The organism is Acidocella aluminiidurans, assembly GCF_055383125.1.
This window is the reverse complement of sequence record NZ_AP031589.1, coordinates 3323209-3336533: the sequence shown is the minus strand read 5'-3', so window position 1 is coordinate 3336533 and position 13325 is coordinate 3323209. Positions and strand designations below refer to the sequence as shown.

The 13325-nt window shown below is 61.0% G+C and carries 26 protein-coding genes; 1 reads left to right on the top strand and 25 read right to left on the bottom strand.

The genetic code is table 11. The features are described from left to right. The first annotated feature begins 13 nt into the window (after positions 1-13). Entirely contained in the window at positions 14-217 is a 204-nt protein-coding gene (locus ACZ46S_RS16475) for a hypothetical protein (RefSeq protein ID WP_464062602.1), read from the top strand. Between the two features lie 77 nt (positions 218-294). Here ACZ46S_RS16475 and rplQ read toward each other — a convergent pair whose 3' ends face one another. The 25 genes from rplQ to rplD form a co-directional block, all read right to left on the bottom strand. After that, positions 295-720, bottom strand: a complete 426-nt coding sequence (gene rplQ / locus ACZ46S_RS16470) for a 50S ribosomal protein L17 (protein ID WP_295737355.1) — start codon at positions 718-720, stop codon at positions 295-297. Between the two features lie 27 nt (positions 721-747). Further along, positions 748-1767, bottom strand: a complete 1020-nt coding sequence (locus tag ACZ46S_RS16465) for a DNA-directed RNA polymerase subunit alpha (protein ID WP_008494567.1) — start codon at positions 1765-1767, stop codon at positions 748-750. 91 nt (positions 1768-1858) lie between these two features. Next, the gene (gene rpsK, locus ACZ46S_RS16460) at positions 1859-2251 is read right to left on the bottom strand and encodes a 30S ribosomal protein S11 (protein ID WP_008494566.1); all 393 of its coding nucleotides are present in this window, start codon (positions 2249-2251) and stop codon (positions 1859-1861) included. Positions 2252-2281: 30 nt separating this feature from the next. Then, on the bottom strand, positions 2282-2659 hold the full coding sequence (rpsM, locus tag ACZ46S_RS16455; protein WP_008494565.1) for a 30S ribosomal protein S13: 378 nt from the start codon (positions 2657-2659) through the stop codon (positions 2282-2284). Positions 2660-2826: 167 nt separating this feature from the next. Then, on the bottom strand, positions 2827-3492 hold the full coding sequence (locus tag ACZ46S_RS16450; protein ID WP_464062601.1) for an adenylate kinase: 666 nt from the start codon (positions 3490-3492) through the stop codon (positions 2827-2829). Positions 3493-3504: 12 nt separating this feature from the next. Continuing rightward, a complete protein-coding gene (gene secY, locus ACZ46S_RS16445; protein ID WP_008494562.1) occupies positions 3505-4842 on the bottom strand; it encodes a preprotein translocase subunit SecY in 1338 nt (445 codons plus the stop codon). 106 nt (positions 4843-4948) lie between these two features. Beyond that, positions 4949-5434, bottom strand: a complete 486-nt coding sequence (gene rplO / locus ACZ46S_RS16440) for a 50S ribosomal protein L15 (RefSeq protein ID WP_464062600.1) — start codon at positions 5432-5434, stop codon at positions 4949-4951. Between the two features lie 19 nt (positions 5435-5453). Next, on the bottom strand, positions 5454-5642 hold the full coding sequence (gene rpmD, locus ACZ46S_RS16435; protein WP_008494560.1) for a 50S ribosomal protein L30: 189 nt from the start codon (positions 5640-5642) through the stop codon (positions 5454-5456). Then, positions 5635-6222, bottom strand: coding sequence for a 30S ribosomal protein S5 (rpsE, locus tag ACZ46S_RS16430; RefSeq protein ID WP_026439624.1), 588 nt, complete (start codon positions 6220-6222; stop codon positions 5635-5637). Before rpsE ends, rpmD begins: the two co-directional genes overlap by 8 nt. Positions 6223-6234: 12 nt before the next feature. Further along, positions 6235-6597, bottom strand: coding sequence for a 50S ribosomal protein L18 (gene rplR / locus ACZ46S_RS16425; RefSeq protein ID WP_295737340.1), 363 nt, complete (start codon positions 6595-6597; stop codon positions 6235-6237). After that, the gene (gene rplF / locus ACZ46S_RS16420; RefSeq protein ID WP_008494557.1) at positions 6597-7130 is read right to left on the bottom strand and encodes a 50S ribosomal protein L6; all 534 of its coding nucleotides are present in this window, start codon (positions 7128-7130) and stop codon (positions 6597-6599) included. The genes rplR and rplF overlap by 1 nt, the downstream gene beginning before the upstream one ends. A gap of 12 nt (positions 7131-7142) precedes the next feature. Then, positions 7143-7541, bottom strand: a complete 399-nt coding sequence (gene rpsH / locus ACZ46S_RS16415; protein ID WP_008494556.1) for a 30S ribosomal protein S8 — start codon at positions 7539-7541, stop codon at positions 7143-7145. 16 nt (positions 7542-7557) lie between these two features. After that, positions 7558-7863 (bottom strand): 30S ribosomal protein S14, encoded by a 306-nt coding sequence (gene rpsN / locus ACZ46S_RS16410; protein WP_008494555.1) that lies wholly within the window; start codon positions 7861-7863, stop codon positions 7558-7560. A gap of 70 nt (positions 7864-7933) precedes the next feature. Beyond that, a complete protein-coding gene (rplE, locus tag ACZ46S_RS16405; protein ID WP_295737332.1) occupies positions 7934-8494 on the bottom strand; it encodes a 50S ribosomal protein L5 in 561 nt (186 codons plus the stop codon). A gap of 11 nt (positions 8495-8505) precedes the next feature. Next, positions 8506-8826 carry a 50S ribosomal protein L24 gene (gene rplX, locus ACZ46S_RS16400; protein ID WP_008494553.1) on the bottom strand — a complete coding sequence of 107 codons (321 nt, stop codon included), beginning with the start codon at positions 8824-8826 and terminating at the stop codon, positions 8506-8508. 2 nt (positions 8827-8828) lie between these two features. Further along, entirely contained in the window at positions 8829-9197 is a 369-nt protein-coding gene (rplN, locus tag ACZ46S_RS16395; RefSeq protein ID WP_008494552.1) for a 50S ribosomal protein L14, read from the bottom strand. Positions 9198-9210: 13 nt separating this feature from the next. Then, on the bottom strand, positions 9211-9474 hold the full coding sequence (rpsQ, locus tag ACZ46S_RS16390; RefSeq protein ID WP_008494551.1) for a 30S ribosomal protein S17: 264 nt from the start codon (positions 9472-9474) through the stop codon (positions 9211-9213). A gap of 9 nt (positions 9475-9483) precedes the next feature. Continuing rightward, entirely contained in the window at positions 9484-9690 is a 207-nt protein-coding gene (rpmC, locus tag ACZ46S_RS16385) for a 50S ribosomal protein L29 (RefSeq protein ID WP_008494550.1), read from the bottom strand. Between the two features lie 5 nt (positions 9691-9695). After that, on the bottom strand, positions 9696-10112 hold the full coding sequence (rplP, locus tag ACZ46S_RS16380) for a 50S ribosomal protein L16 (protein ID WP_008494549.1): 417 nt from the start codon (positions 10110-10112) through the stop codon (positions 9696-9698). Between the two features lie 15 nt (positions 10113-10127). After that, positions 10128-10805, bottom strand: coding sequence for a 30S ribosomal protein S3 (gene rpsC / locus ACZ46S_RS16375; RefSeq protein WP_295737320.1), 678 nt, complete (start codon positions 10803-10805; stop codon positions 10128-10130). Between the two features lies 1 nt (position 10806). Continuing rightward, positions 10807-11265: a 50S ribosomal protein L22 gene (gene rplV / locus ACZ46S_RS16370; protein WP_026439626.1), complete on the bottom strand. Its 459-nt coding sequence runs from the start codon at positions 11263-11265 to the stop codon at positions 10807-10809. A 2-nt stretch (positions 11266-11267) separates the two neighbouring features. After that, positions 11268-11546, bottom strand: a complete 279-nt coding sequence (gene rpsS / locus ACZ46S_RS16365; RefSeq protein WP_464062599.1) for a 30S ribosomal protein S19 — start codon at positions 11544-11546, stop codon at positions 11268-11270. Positions 11547-11549: 3 nt separating this feature from the next. Then, positions 11550-12383 carry a 50S ribosomal protein L2 gene (rplB, locus tag ACZ46S_RS16360; protein ID WP_008494545.1) on the bottom strand — a complete coding sequence of 278 codons (834 nt, stop codon included), beginning with the start codon at positions 12381-12383 and terminating at the stop codon, positions 11550-11552. A 12-nt stretch (positions 12384-12395) separates the two neighbouring features. Beyond that, complete coding sequence (locus ACZ46S_RS16355) at positions 12396-12692, bottom strand: 50S ribosomal protein L23 (protein WP_442865539.1); 297 nt, start codon at positions 12690-12692, stop codon at positions 12396-12398. A gap of 14 nt (positions 12693-12706) precedes the next feature. Next, positions 12707-13321: a 50S ribosomal protein L4 gene (gene rplD / locus ACZ46S_RS16350; protein ID WP_295737311.1), complete on the bottom strand. Its 615-nt coding sequence runs from the start codon at positions 13319-13321 to the stop codon at positions 12707-12709. Positions 13322-13325 lie beyond the last annotated feature (4 nt).

Below are 13325 nucleotides of genomic sequence, written 5' to 3'. Positions count from 1 at the left end.
ATTGGAGATGCGTATGACGACGACAGATAAAAAACTCAGCAAGGGCCAGCTCGCTTATGAGCAGGAGCGCGCCAAGAAAGCCGGCAAGAGCCTGGATGACTGGATGAAGCACAAAGCCAAGCTGGCAGCCGAAACGGCACAGCGTACCGCCCCACCGGTCGAAAAGAAAAAAGGGTTTCTGTCCCGTCTGCTGGACAAAGCCCACAAACCGATCTGAACCGAGGCGGGATCGCCAAACAGAAAAAGGCAGGCCGTAGGGCCTGCCTTTCTTTTTTATCCCAGGAAGCGCGAAGATTAGGCTTCGCTGTCATCCTCGGCCGCAACTTCCGGCTTCGGGCCCGAATCCTGGCCCTTCGCGGAAACGTCACGGTCAACCAGCTCGATCACCGCCATGTCAGCAGCGTCGCCATAGCGCATGCCGGCCTTCAGCACGCGGGTATAGCCGCCGGAGCGGGTCTTGTAGCGCGTGGCCAGGGTCTCAAACAATTTGGCAACGATCGTCTCGTCGCGCAGCTTGTCATAGGCCTGACGGCGCGCATGCAAACCGCCGCGCTTGCCGAGGGTGATGAGCTTCTCCGCCACCGGACGCAGTTCCTTCGCCTTCGGCAAGGTGGTGGTGATCTGCTCGTGCTTGATCAGCGCGACAGCCATGTTGCGAAACATGGCCTGGCGGTGAGAGGAGGTGACGCCGAGTTTCCGGCCGGCAATTCCGTGACGCATGATGAGGTGTTCCTGGTTAGACGATAATTAGAAGGGTTGATCGGAGCGCTTGGCCAGCTCTTCAATATTCTCAGGCGGCCAATCGGGCACGGTCATGCCCAGGGACAGCCCCATCGCGGTCAACACTTCCTTGATTTCGTTCAAGGACTTGCGCCCGAAATTCGGGGTGCGCAGCATTTCCTGCTCGCTCTTCTGCACCAGATCGCCAATATACACGATATTGTCGTTCTTCAGGCAGTTGGCGGACCGAACGGACAGCTCCAGTTCGTCAACCTTGCGCAGCAGATTCGGATTGAATGGCAGCTCGATCCGCGGCTCTTCCGGACGGGCGCGCTGCGGCTCCTCGAAATTGACGAACATGCTGAGCTGGTCCTGAAGGATACGCGCGGCCAAGGCCACCGCATCCTCAGGCGTCACCGCGCCGTTGGTCTCGACTTCGAGAATCAGCTTGTCATAGTCCGTCACCTGGCCGACGCGGGTCTTCTCGACCTTGTAGGAGACGCGCTTGACCGGGGAATAGATCGCATCGACCGGGATCAGGCCGATCGGCGCATCTTCCGGACGATTATTCGCGGCCGGCTCATAGCCGCGGCCGGCATTCACCGTGAACTCCATGCCAAGCTGCGCGCCGTCATCCAGCGTGCAGAGCACGAGATCGGGATTCATGATCTCGATATCGTGGCCGGCCTGGATCTGGCCCGCCTTTACCTCGCCCGGACCGGTCGCGGTGAGCACCATGCGCTTGGGCCCCTCGCCGTGCATCTTCACGGCAAGCTGCTTGATGTTCAGCACGATGTCGGTGACGTCTTCGCGCACGCCGGGAAGCGTGGAGAATTCGTGCAGCACGCCATCGATCCGCACGGCCGTGACAGCCGCGCCCTGCAAGGACGAGAGCAGGATCCGCCGCAGCGAATTGCCCAGCGTCATGCCAAAGCCACGTTCCAGCGGCTCAGCGATGATCGTCGCCACGCGCGTCGCATCGGACCCGAACTCGACATCGAGCTGTTCCGGTTTGATCAGCGTCTGCCAGTTGCGCTGCAGAGACAAATTCGACTCTTTCAACATCTACCCCTCCGGCCCGGCGGCGGTGAGGAGAACACCGCCGTGGGGGCCTTACAGAAAATACGATTCCGGCGAATTAGACGCGACGGCGCTTACGCGGACGGCAGCCATTATGCGGAATCGGGGTCAGGTCGCGGATCGCGGAAATCTGGAACCCGACAGCCTGCAGCGCGCGCAGCGCGCTCTCGCGTCCCGAACCCGGGCCGCTGACCTCGATCTCGAGCATCTCCATGCCGTGCTCACGCGCCTTGCGGCCGGCATCCTCGGCGGCAACCTGCGCCGCGTACGGGGTGGATTTGCGGCTACCCTTAAAACCCTGCGCGCCGGCAGACGACCAAGCGATGGTGTTACCCTGCGCGTCGGTGATGTTCACGAAGGTGTTGTTGAAGCTTGCGAGCACGTGAGCAACACCAGAAATGATGTTCTTGCGCTCTTTCTTGCGGGGACGGGTGGAGGCGGTCTTCGCCATATCTGTCGAATCCTATGTCTACGGAGGTGTTTAGCGAGTGGCTTTCTTCTTGCCGGCGATCGCCACGGCTTTACCCTTGCGGGTCCGGGCGTTGGTATGGGTGCGCTGACCGCGGACCGGCAGCCCCTTACGGTGACGCAGACCACGATAGCAGCCCAGATCCATCAGACGCTTGATGTTCATCGCCGTCTCACGGCGCAGATCGCCTTCGACGCGGTAATCGCGGTCGATCACTTCACGCAGGCGCATGATCTCGTCGTCGGAAAGCTGGTTGACGCGGCGCTCAGCCGGGATTTCCAGGGCAGAGCAGATCTCCTGCGCCTTGGCCGGGCCGATGCCATAAATGTAACGAAGGCTGATCACGACACGCTTGTTCGTGGGAATGTTTACGCCGGCAATACGCGCCACGGGGTTTCTCCTGAGGTCATAACAAGTAGCGGCGCCCCACCCGGAAGCGCCGCGAAAGCGGGTTATAGCGTCCGCCAATTCAGAGTCAACGACATTCGATCAAATTTTCGTGATCGACCGTCTAAATCCGCGCCAATCTGAACCTGAACGGTGCGGATAGAGAGGAATCAGGCGGCTTCAACGCCGATGCCACGCAAGACAGCTTCAATCTCAGCTTCGACATCAGCCATTTCAGCCATGCCATCCACCGAATAAAGCCGGCCCTTCTCCTTATAATAAGGGAGAATCGGCGCGGTCTGCGCATTATAGGCTTCCAGCCGGGCCTTTACTGTCTCCGCTTTGTCGTCGGGGCGCCGGGTAAACTCCGTACCGCCACAGACATCGCAAATACCGGCGACCTTCGGCTGCTTGAAGCTATCATGATAACCCTCACCGCACTTTGCGCAGGTGAAGCGGCCCGAGATCCGGTCAACGAGAATTGCCTCGTCGACCTTCAACTCCACGACAGCATCCAGCTCGATCCCGCGCTCACCGAGCATCTTGTCCAGAGCCTCGGCTTGCGGAACCGTGCGCGGAAAACCGTCTAAGATGAAGCCTCTAGCGCAGTCCGGTTTGCTGATCCGCTCACCGATCATCCGAACCAGAATATCGTCGGAAACCAGCTTGCCGGCATCCATGACGCTCTTCGCTTCCAGACCGATCGGGCTGCCCGCCTTCACTTCAGCCCGGAGCATATCGCCGGTTGAGATCTGCGCGACGCCATAACGCGTTTCCAGAAGCTTTGACTGCGTCCCCTTGCCTGCCCCTGGCGGCCCCAGCAAAATCAACTTCACCTGTTTCTCTCCTTACTTGCGGGCCTTACCGCGCCCCTTGCGAAGCAGCCCCTGATATTGATGAGCAAGCAGATGAGACTGGATTTGCGTCATCGTGTCCATTGTAACAGAGACAATGATCAGAAGGGAGGTACCACCAAAATAGAACGGTAGAGCGTAATGGCTCATCGCGAAATCAGGCAGCAAACAGACAATGACCAGATAGGCCGCGCCGATCGCGGTCAGACGCGTCAGAACGGTATCGAAATATTTTGCCGTATTCGTGCCAGGCCGGATGCCGGGAATAAAGGCGCCGTTCTTTTTGAGATTATCCGCCGTCTCCTCTGGGTTGAACGCAATCGCCGCCCAGACGAAGGAAAACGCGATGATAAGCCCCGCAAAAAGCAGCAAATAGAGCGGTTGTCCGCGCGAGAGCAGATGCGCAATGGTCTGCAGCCAGACCGGACCACCGGCGGAGAACCCGACCAATGTCGCCGGAATCACAAGCAGGGAAGACGCGAAGATCGGCGGCATAACCCCGGAGGCATTCACCTTCAGCGGCATGTAATTCGCTTCGCCGCCAAACACCTTCTGCCCCATCTGGCGCTTTGGATGCTGTACCAAAATGCGACGCTGGGCGCGTTCCATGAACACGACAAAGCCGATGATGATCAAGGCGGCGATGAAAATGAAGATGATGAAGAAGGTGGACAGCGCGCCGGTGGAGCCGAGTTCAAGAATATTCGCCACGGCAATGGGCATATTCGCGACGATGCCAGAAAAGATGATCAGGCTGGAGCCATTGCCGATGCCGCGCGAGGTGATCTGCTCGCCGAGCCACATGACGAAGACGGTGCCACCGACCAGGGTGACCACGGCGGTGAACACGAAGAACGGGCCGGGATCGATCACAGCGGCGCCGCTGGCACCATGGACGCGCTCAAGGCTCACGGCGATGCCATAGGCTTGGGCGGCCGCGATCAGCACCGTGAGATAACGGGTATATTGCGTGATCCGCTGGCGCCCCGAATCGCCCTCTTTCTTCATCGCTTCGAGCGCTGGGATCGTCGAGCTCAGAAGCTGAATGATAATCGAAGCGCTGATATAGGGGAGGATATTCAAGGCGAAGATGGTCATACGACCCAACGCGCCGCCAGTGAACATGTTGAACATGCCCAGAAGGCCGTTGCCATTCTGGCTCATCAGCTGCGCCATGACCGCGCCGTCCACACCTGGCAAAGGAACATAGGTTCCCAGGCGGAAAATGATCAGTGCACCCAGTGTAAACCAGATACGTTTCTTAAGATCGGTCGCCTTGCCGAACGCACTCAGGTTCATGCTCGCGGCCATCTGTTCTGCGGCGGATGCCATATCAATCCCTTATCCAACAAAAACGGCGCTTGCCGGGTGCTTTGCACAACAGCAAGCGCCGTTCATTCAGCGCAAATTCGCCGGTTTTCCCGGCAGAGGCAAGCCCTTAAGCGGCGGGCTCTTCCACCTTGCCACCCAGCATCGTCACCTTGCCGCCAGCCTGCTCCACGGCCGCAACGGCCGCAGCGGAAGCGCCGGAGACCTCGAGGGTCACGGCCTTCGACAGGGAGCCGCGCGCCAGCAGGCGCACACCATCAGCCTTGTTCAGGCGGACCACACCGGCTTCCGCCAGCTTGGCCTCGGTGATGGTCTCACCAGCGTTCAGCTTGCCGGCCTCGAGTGCTGCTTCCAGCGCATCCAGGTTCAGAGGCGCGAACACTTTGCGGTTCACGTTATGGAAGCCACGCTTCGGGAGACGGCGATAGATCGGGAGCTGACCACCCTCGAAGCCGTTGAGGGAGACGCCCTCGCGCGCCTTCTGACCCTTAACACCCTTACCGGAGGTCTTGCCCTTGCCGGAGCCGATACCACGGCCGAGGCGCTTGGACTTGAGACGGGCGCCGGGATTGTCCCGGATTTCGTTCAGTTTCATCGTTGCGATTCCTTACGGCTCAGCCCTGCTCTTCGACTTTGAGCAGATGCTTCACCTTGTTCACCATGCCCAGAACTTCCGGGGTGGCGTTCAGCTCAACGGTACGGCCGATCTTGTTCAGACCGAGACCGACCAAGGTGGCCTGCTGGCCGGGCTTGCGCCCGAAACCAGAACCCAGCTGGGTGATGCGGATCTTCTTCTCAGACATCTGCGCTCTCCACCTGCTTCTCGGTCGTGCCGAACAGCTCAGCCACCTTCTTGCCGCGGCGGTTGGCCACCTGGCGCGGGCTGGTAGTGTTCTGCAGCGCCGCGAAGGTCGCCTTCACCATGTTATGCGGGTTACGGGAACCCAGCGACTTGGCGACCACGTCGGCGATGCCCAGCGTCTCGAAGACAGCGCGCAGCGGACCGCCGGCGATGATGCCGGTACCGGCCGGAGCCGTACGCAGCACAACTTCACCCGCGCCAAACACGCCCTGAACATCGTGATGCAGGGTGCGGCCTTCCTTCATCGGAACCCGGATCATGGTCTTCTTGGCGCGTTCGGTCGCCTTGCGGATCGCCTCGGGCACCTCACGGGCCTTACCGGCGCCGTAGCCAACGCGACCCTTCTGGTCACCAACCACAACCAGAGCAGCGAAAGCGAAACGACGGCCGCCCTTCACCACCTTGGCAACGCGGTTAATCGTCACCAGCTTGTCGACGAACTCATCACCGGCCTCGCGGTCACGATCATTGTTGCGATCGCGGTCCCGGCGCTGGCCACCTTCACGTGCTTCACGTGCCATGTGCAAACCCTCTTAGAAGTCGAGGCCGCCCTCGCGGGCCGCCTCTGCCAGGGCTTTGACCCGGCCATGATACAGATAAGAACCGCGGTCGAAGACGACCTGGGTCACACCGGCTTCCTTGGAGCGCTCGGCGATCAGCTTGCCAACGGCGGCCGCGGCATCCTTGTCCGCGCCGGTCTTCAGGCTGGCCTTGAGATCCTTGTCCAGGCTCGAAGCGGCAGCGAGTGTACGCCCCTGCGCGTCGTCGATGATCTGGGCATAGATATGCTTGCCGGAGCGGAACACCGACAGGCGCGGACGCCCACCGGACTTCTGCCGGAGCTGATAGCGAAGGCGCGCCCGGCGGCGGGCCTGCAGGTCCAGATTGCTCGACATTATTTCTTCTTACCCTCTTTGCGGCGGATGGCCTCGCCCTCAAACTTGACGCCCTTGCCCTTGTACGGCTCAGGCGGACGCCATGCGCGCAGCTCAGCGCAAACTTGACCAACCTGGCGCTTATCGACACCTTCGACCTTGATCGAGGTCGGCTTCTCGCAGGTCACCTTGATCCCCTCGGGGATCGGATAGGTGACGTCGTGAGAAAACCCAAGATTCACCACCAGGTTCTTGCCCTGCACAGCGGCGCGGTAACCGGTGCCGGTGATTTCCAGGGTCTTGGAGTAGCCCTGGGAAACACCCTTCACCATGTTCGCGATGTTGGCACGGGTGGTGCCCCACATCATACGCGCCTGGGCTTCCTTGGTTTTCGGCTCAACCGAAACCTTGTTGCCGTCGACCGAGACATTGACCAGATCGGTCAAAGCCAGGGTCTGCTCACCGAGCTTGCCTTTGGCGGTGACGACATTGCCGGAGAGGGCAACGGTCACGCCGGCCGGGATCTCAACGGGATATTTACCAACACGAGACATCTTGGCGCTCCCTTAGAACACGCGGCAAAGCACTTCGCCGCCAACATTGGCAGCGCGGGCTTCCACATCGCTCATCACGCCACGCGGCGTGGACAGGATGGAGACACCGAGGCCATTATAGACGCGCGGCAGCTCCTTGATCTTGGAGTACACGCGGCGGCCCGGACGGGACACGCGCGAGATCTCCTTGATCACCGGTTGGCCTTCATTATACTTCAGCTCGATGCGCAGCTGCGCCACACCGGTGCGCACTTCCTCACGGGAATAGCCACGGATGAAGCCTTCACGCTTCAGAACTTCAAGCACATTGGCGCGCAGGTTGGACGCCGGCGCAATGCAGGAGGTCATCCGCGCATGCTGCGCATTGCGGATGCGGGTGAGCATATCACCCAAAGGATCGGACATAGACATACTGGATTGCCCTTCCTTACCAGCTGGCCTTGACGACGCCGGGGATCTGCCCGGTGCTCGCCAGGTCGCGGAAGGCGACACGGCAGAGCTTGAACTTGCGGTAGTTACCACGCGCGCGGCCGGTCAGCTCGCAGCGCAGGCGAACCCGCACTTTGGCGCCATTGCGCGGCAGCTGCGCGAGCTTGAGGCTCGCCTCAAAACGGTCTTCCACGGGCAGCGTACGATCCATGATCGTCGCCTTCAGCGCGTCGCGCTTGCCCGCATCACGGGCAGCCATGCGCTCGCGCTTGGCATTCCGGTTGACCTGCGATGTCTTCGCCATTCTCTAAAACCCCTCCGGAACCTGCTGGAACCCCCAGCCGTTTTCCAAATAACTTGCCAAACCCGCCCGCTTACTTAGCGAACGGGAGGTTGAAGCCCTTGAGCAGTGCCTTCGCTTCCGCGTCGGTCTTTGCACTGGTCACGAAGCAAATGTCCATACCCCGGATCGCATCGACCTTGTCATACACGATTTCAGGGAAAATGATTTGCTCTTTCAGACCCAGCGTAAAGTTGCCACGGCCATCGAAACCCTTGTTTGCCGGGAGACCGCGGAAGTCGCGGACACGCGGCAGGGCGATGGTGACCAGGCGGTCAAGGAACTCATACATGCGGTCAGCACGCAGGGTCACCTTGGCGCCGATCGGCAGGCCAGCACGGATCTTGAAGCCGGCGATCGCCTTCTTCGCCACCGTCTTCACCGGCTTCTGGCCGGCGATGAGGGTCAGCTCGGCAACGGCCGCATCCAGCTTCTTCTGGTCGCCGGCAGCTTCGCCGACGCCCATGTTGATCACGATCTTTTCCAGCGTCGGGATCTGCATCTCGTTCGCGTAGTTGAACTCTTTCTTGAGCTCAGCGCGCACAACATCACGATAGTGAGCCTTCAGACGCGGGAGAGTATTGGTTTCGCTCATTGCGGCCTCCTTCAGCCGTCAATCGCGTTGCCGCTCTTGCGAGCGACACGGACTTTGCGGCCATCGTCCAGCACGCGGAAGCCAACCTTGGTCGGCTTGTCGGTGGCGGGGTCGATCAGCGCCAGGTTCGAGACATGCACGGCAGCCTCACGAGCGACGATGCCGCCCTCCTGGCCCATGCGGTTCGGCTTGGTGTGGTGCTTGGCAATCGCCACGCCCTGCACAACCGCCTTGTTCGCGGTCGGGTTGACGCTCAGCACCTCACCGGTCTGGCCCTTGGAGGAACCAGAGATGACGAGAACCTTGTCACCCTTCTTGATACGCGCGGCCATAATTACAGCACCTCCGGCGCCAGGCTGATAATCTTCATGAACTTCTTGGCGCGCAGCTCACGAACCACCGGCCCAAAGATACGGGTGCCGATCGGCTCCTGCTGCTTGTTCAGCAACACGGCCGCGTTGCGGTCGAAGCGGATGACGCTGCCATCGGCGCGCCGCACGGGGAAGGCGGTGCGAACGACGACGGCCTGATGCACGTCACCCTTCTTCACCTTGCCGCGGGGGATCGCGTCCTTGACGGACACCACGATCACATCGCCAACAGACGCGGTCTTGCGCTTGGAGCCGCCGAGCACCTTGATGCACTGCACGCGCTTGGCGCCAGAGTTGTCGGCAACATCGAGATTGGATTCAACGATAATCATGTCTCAAATCCTCTCAGCCAGCCGGCGTTTCGGACAGCGCCGCGCCATTACGCTCGGTCACCACCCAGGTCTTGCGACGGCTGATCGGCGCGCATTCTTCAATGCGAACCAGGTCACCTTCCACGCAGACATTGTTCTCGTCATGCGCCGCATACTTCTTGGAGCGACGGATGAATTTCTTATACAGCGGATGCATGATGCGGCGCTCGACAAGCACGGTAATCGTCTTGTCCATCTTGTCGCTCACGACCCGCCCGGTCAGAACACGTTTCGGCATGGTACCCTCTTAACCCTTCTCGGCGGTGCGGGCGCGTTCCGCGAGAATCGTCTTAACGCGCGCGATGTCGCGGCGCACGGTGCGCACGCGGCTGGTGTTTTCCTGCTGCCCGGTGGCGCGCTGGAAACGCAGATTGAACTGCTCCTTGCGCAGATCCACCAACAGCGCCTTCAGCTCGTCCGGGGACTTGGCCCGAATGTCAGATGCAGTGGTCATAACTCTTACGCCTCGCCGATACGGGTGACGAACTTGGTGCGGATCGGCAGCTTCGCGGCACCCAGCGACAGGGCTTCACGAGCCAGCTGCTCGGGCACACCGTCAATCTCAAACACAATACGGCCGGGCTGAACGCGCGCGACCCAGTATTCCGGGCTACCCTTACCGGAGCCCATACGCACTTCGGCCGGCTTGGTGGAGACCGGCAGGTCCGGGAAGATGCGGATCCACACACGGCCAGCACGCTTCATGGAGCGGGTGATGGCACGACGGGCGGCTTCGATCTGACGGGCCGTAATACGCTCGGGCTCCAGCGCCTTCAGGCCAAACGCGCCGAAATTCAGCTGCGTGTTGCCCTTGGCGTTGCCGTGGATGCGGCCTTTGTGCGCCTTGCGGAACTTGGTACGCTTAGGAGACATCATGGCTTCAAATTCCTCTTAGCGCTGCGGGGCCTGTTCGGCCGCGCGCTTGTCCTGCGCGAGCGGATCCTGAACCAGGATCTCACCCTTGAAGATCCAAACCTTAACGCCGCAGGTGCCGTAGGTGGTCATCGCCGTGGCGGTGCCGTAATCCAGGTCGGCGCGCAGCGTATGCAGCGGCACGCGGCCTTCACGGTACCACTCAACGCGGGCGATCTCAGCGCCGCCGAGACGGCCGGAGCAGGTGATCTTAATGCCCTGGGCGCCCAGACGCATCGCGGACTGCACAGCGCGCTTCATGGCGCGACGGAAGGCCACGCGGCGCTCCAGCTGCTGAGCGATATTCTCAGCCACCAGAGTCGCATCGATCTCCGGCTTGCGGATTTCCATGATGTTCAGCGCGACATCGGTCTTCGCCATGCCGGACAGTTCCTTGCGGAGGCTGTCAATGTCCTGGCCCTTCTTGCCGATGACAACACCGGGACGCGCCGCATAGATGGTCACACGCGGCTTCTTGGCCGGGCGCTCGATCACCACACGGGATACGCCCGCCTGCTGTAGCTTGCCACGCAGATGGCTGCGCAGCTTCAGATCATCATGCAGCAGCTTGGCGTAGTCCTTGTCGGCGTACCAGCGGCTGTCCCAGGTGCGGGTGATGCCGAGGCGCAGGCCGATCGGATTAATCTTGTGACCCATATTACGCGGCCTCCCCAGCGGATTTCTCAGCGGACTTGGCGGCCTTCTTGCCGAAGCCCGGGCGGGCGTCGCGGCTGGCCTTCTCGGCCGCCTCACGCTCCTCAACAACGATCTTCAGATGGCTGAACCATTTCTCGACCATCGCAGAACGGCCACGGCCACGCGCATGGAAGCGACGCATCACGATGCCACGGCCAACCTCGGCGGTGGACACGAACAGCTTATCCACGTCCAGCTGGTGGTTGTTCTCGGCATTGGCGATGGCGCTCTCCAGCAGCTTCTTCACCGCCTTGGCGATGCGACGCTTGGAGAAGGTCAGGTCGGCCAGAGCGCGCTGAGCCGGCAGGTTGCGGATGGAGGCCGCAACCAGGTTCAGCTTGCGCGGGCTAACGCGGATGTTGCGGGCAATCGCCTCGGCCTGATTGTCGGCCAGCGAGCGCACTGCTTTGGGTTTGCTCATGATTAGCCCCGCTTCGCTTTCTTATCCGCCGCGTGCCCCGGGAAGGTGCGCGTGGGGGAGAACTCACCGAACTTGTGGCCGACCATGTTCTCGGTGACCTGCACGGGCAGGAATTTCCGCCCGTTATAGACACCGAAGGTCAAGCCGACAAACTGCGGCAGAATGGTGGAACGGCGCGACCAGATCTTGATGATCTCGTTGCGGCCGGAGACGCGGGACGCCTCGGCCTTGCCAAGGAGGTATCCGTCGACGAACGGACCTTTCCAAACAGAACGTGACATCGCTTAGCCCTTCCCGCCCTTCGCCCGGCGGATGATGAGATTGTCGGTGCGCTTGTTGGAGCGCGTCTTGTAACCCTTGGTCGGCTTGCCCCACGGGGTAACCGGATGACGGCCACCAGAGGTACGGCCTTCACCACCACCGTGCGGGTGATCGACCGGGTTCATGACCACACCGCGGTTATGCGGCTTGCGGCCCAGCCAACGCGAGCGACCGGCCTTGCCGATCTGCTGGTTGGAATGGTCAGCGTTGGACACCGCACCCACGGTCGCCATGCACTCGGCGCGCACGATACGCAACTCGCCGGAACCCAGCTTGATCTGCGCGTAGCCCTGGTCCTTACCGACCAGCTGCGCGAAGGTACCAGCCGAACGAACCAGCTTGCCGCCGGCGCCGACCTTGAGCTCGATATTGTGGATGATCGTCCCCACCGGCATCGCGGAGAGCGGCATCGCATTGCCCGGCTTGATATCAGCGCGCGCGCCGGCGATGACATTGTCACCGACCTTAAGACGCTGCGGCGCCAGGATGTAAGCCAACTCGCCGTCTTCATACTTGATCAGCGCGATGAAGGCGGTGCGGTTCGGGTCATATTCCAGACGCTCGACAGTCGCGGCCACATCGAACTTGCGGCGCTTGAAGTCCACAATACGATAAGACTGCTTATGTCCACCGCCGCGGAAACGGCTGGTGATGCGGCCATGGTTGTTACGGCCACCGGTCGAGTGCTGACCTTCGGTCAGCCCCTTCACGGGCTTGCCCTTCCACAGCTCGCTGCGGTCGATCAGCACCGTGCCGCGCAGGCTCGCCGTGACCGGATTAAAATGCTTCAATGCCATTGTTCAAAAACCTCAGGCGAGACCGGTGGTGAAATCGATGCTCTCACCCTCGGCAAGAGTCACGAACGCCTTCTTCACATCAGAGCGCTGACCGGGACGGCCCTTGAACCGCTTGGTCTTGCCCTTGGTGATCAGCGTGTTGACGTTGGTCACCTTCACCTTGAACAGCGCTTCGACCGCAGCCTTGATTTCAGGCTTGGTCGCATCTGCCGCAACCTTGAAGACAAACTGGTTCTTCTCGGAAAGCAGCGTCGCCTTCTCGGTGATGTGGGGCGCACGCACGATCTCGTACATGCGCTCGTCGGAAATTTTCACAGTGCCGGTCATGCCAGGCGCTCCTTCAAACCCTCGACAGCGGCCTTGGTGACCACCAGAACGTCATGCTGCATAATGTCATAGACATTCGCGCCGACGACCGGCAGCACATCCAGCCCCTTCACGTTGCGGGAGGCGCGGCCAAACTTCTCTTCAACGGCGGCGTCCACGATCAGCGCGGACTTCCAACCAAAATTCGCAACCTTGGCGGCAACGTCCTTGGTCTTCTCCAGAGCGGCGACGCCATCAAGCACCACCAGCTTGCCTTCGGCCGCCTTGGCGGAGAGAGCGGAGATCAGACCCAGACGACGAACTTTCTTGTTCAGCGAATAGCCATGGTCGCGCACAACCGGACCATGGACAGCGCCACCGGTACGGAACTGCGGTGCACGCAGAGAGCCTTGACGGGCGTTACCCGTGCCCTTCTGCTTATACGGCTTGCGGGTCGTGCCGGAAACCTCGCCCATGCCCTTCACCTTGTGGGTGCCGGCGCGGCGCTTGGCAAGCTGCCAGTGGATCACGCGGGCAATGATGTCCACGCGGGGCTCAGCAGCGAACAGCTCATCCGGCAGCTCTACGCTGCCAGCGGCCTTCGCATCAAAATCAACAACATCAAGTTTCATTGAC

Coding starts and splice junctions, on each gene's coding strand:
- ACZ46S_RS16475 (WP_464062602.1), top strand. CDS start 14: ATGACGACGACAGATAAAAAACTCAGCAAGGGCCAGCTCGCTTATGAG.
- rplQ (WP_295737355.1), bottom strand. CDS start 720: ATGCGTCACGGAATTGCCGGCCGGAAACTCGGCGTCACCTCCTCTCAC.
- rpsK (WP_008494566.1), bottom strand. CDS start 2,251: ATGGCGAAGACCGCCTCCACCCGTCCCCGCAAGAAAGAGCGCAAGAAC.
- secY (WP_008494562.1), bottom strand. CDS start 4,842: ATGGCATCCGCCGCAGAACAGATGGCCGCGAGCATGAACCTGAGTGCG.
- rplO (WP_464062600.1), bottom strand. CDS start 5,434: ATGAAACTGAACGAAATCCGGGACAATCCCGGCGCCCGTCTCAAGTCC.
- rpmD (WP_008494560.1), bottom strand. CDS start 5,642: ATGTCTGAGAAGAAGATCCGCATCACCCAGCTGGGTTCTGGTTTCGGG.
- rpsE (WP_026439624.1), bottom strand. CDS start 6,222: ATGGCACGTGAAGCACGTGAAGGTGGCCAGCGCCGGGACCGCGATCGC.
- rplR (WP_295737340.1), bottom strand. CDS start 6,597: ATGTCGAGCAATCTGGACCTGCAGGCCCGCCGCCGGGCGCGCCTTCGC.
- rplF (WP_008494557.1), bottom strand. CDS start 7,130: ATGTCTCGTGTTGGTAAATATCCCGTTGAGATCCCGGCCGGCGTGACC.
- rpsH (WP_008494556.1), bottom strand. CDS start 7,541: ATGTCTATGTCCGATCCTTTGGGTGATATGCTCACCCGCATCCGCAAT.
- rpsN (WP_008494555.1), bottom strand. CDS start 7,863: ATGGCGAAGACATCGCAGGTCAACCGGAATGCCAAGCGCGAGCGCATG.
- rplE (WP_295737332.1), bottom strand. CDS start 8,494: ATGAGCGAAACCAATACTCTCCCGCGTCTGAAGGCTCACTATCGTGAT.
- rplX (WP_008494553.1), bottom strand. CDS start 8,826: ATGGCCGCGCGTATCAAGAAGGGTGACAAGGTTCTCGTCATCTCTGGT.
- rplN (WP_008494552.1), bottom strand. CDS start 9,197: ATGATTATCGTTGAATCCAATCTCGATGTTGCCGACAACTCTGGCGCC.
- rpsQ (WP_008494551.1), bottom strand. CDS start 9,474: ATGCCGAAACGTGTTCTGACCGGGCGGGTCGTGAGCGACAAGATGGAC.
- rpmC (WP_008494550.1), bottom strand. CDS start 9,690: ATGACCACTGCATCTGACATTCGGGCCAAGTCCCCGGACGAGCTGAAG.
- rplP (WP_008494549.1), bottom strand. CDS start 10,112: ATGATGTCTCCTAAGCGTACCAAGTTCCGCAAGGCGCACAAAGGCCGC.
- rpsC (WP_295737320.1), bottom strand. CDS start 10,805: ATGGGTCACAAGATTAATCCGATCGGCCTGCGCCTCGGCATCACCCGC.
- rplV (WP_026439626.1), bottom strand. CDS start 11,265: ATGAGCAAACCCAAAGCAGTGCGCTCGCTGGCCGACAATCAGGCCGAG.
- rpsS (WP_464062599.1), bottom strand. CDS start 11,546: ATGTCACGTTCTGTTTGGAAAGGTCCGTTCGTCGACGGATACCTCCTT.
- rplB (WP_008494545.1), bottom strand. CDS start 12,383: ATGGCATTGAAGCATTTTAATCCGGTCACGGCGAGCCTGCGCGGCACG.
- rplD (WP_295737311.1), bottom strand. CDS start 13,321: ATGAAACTTGATGTTGTTGATTTTGATGCGAAGGCCGCTGGCAGCGTA.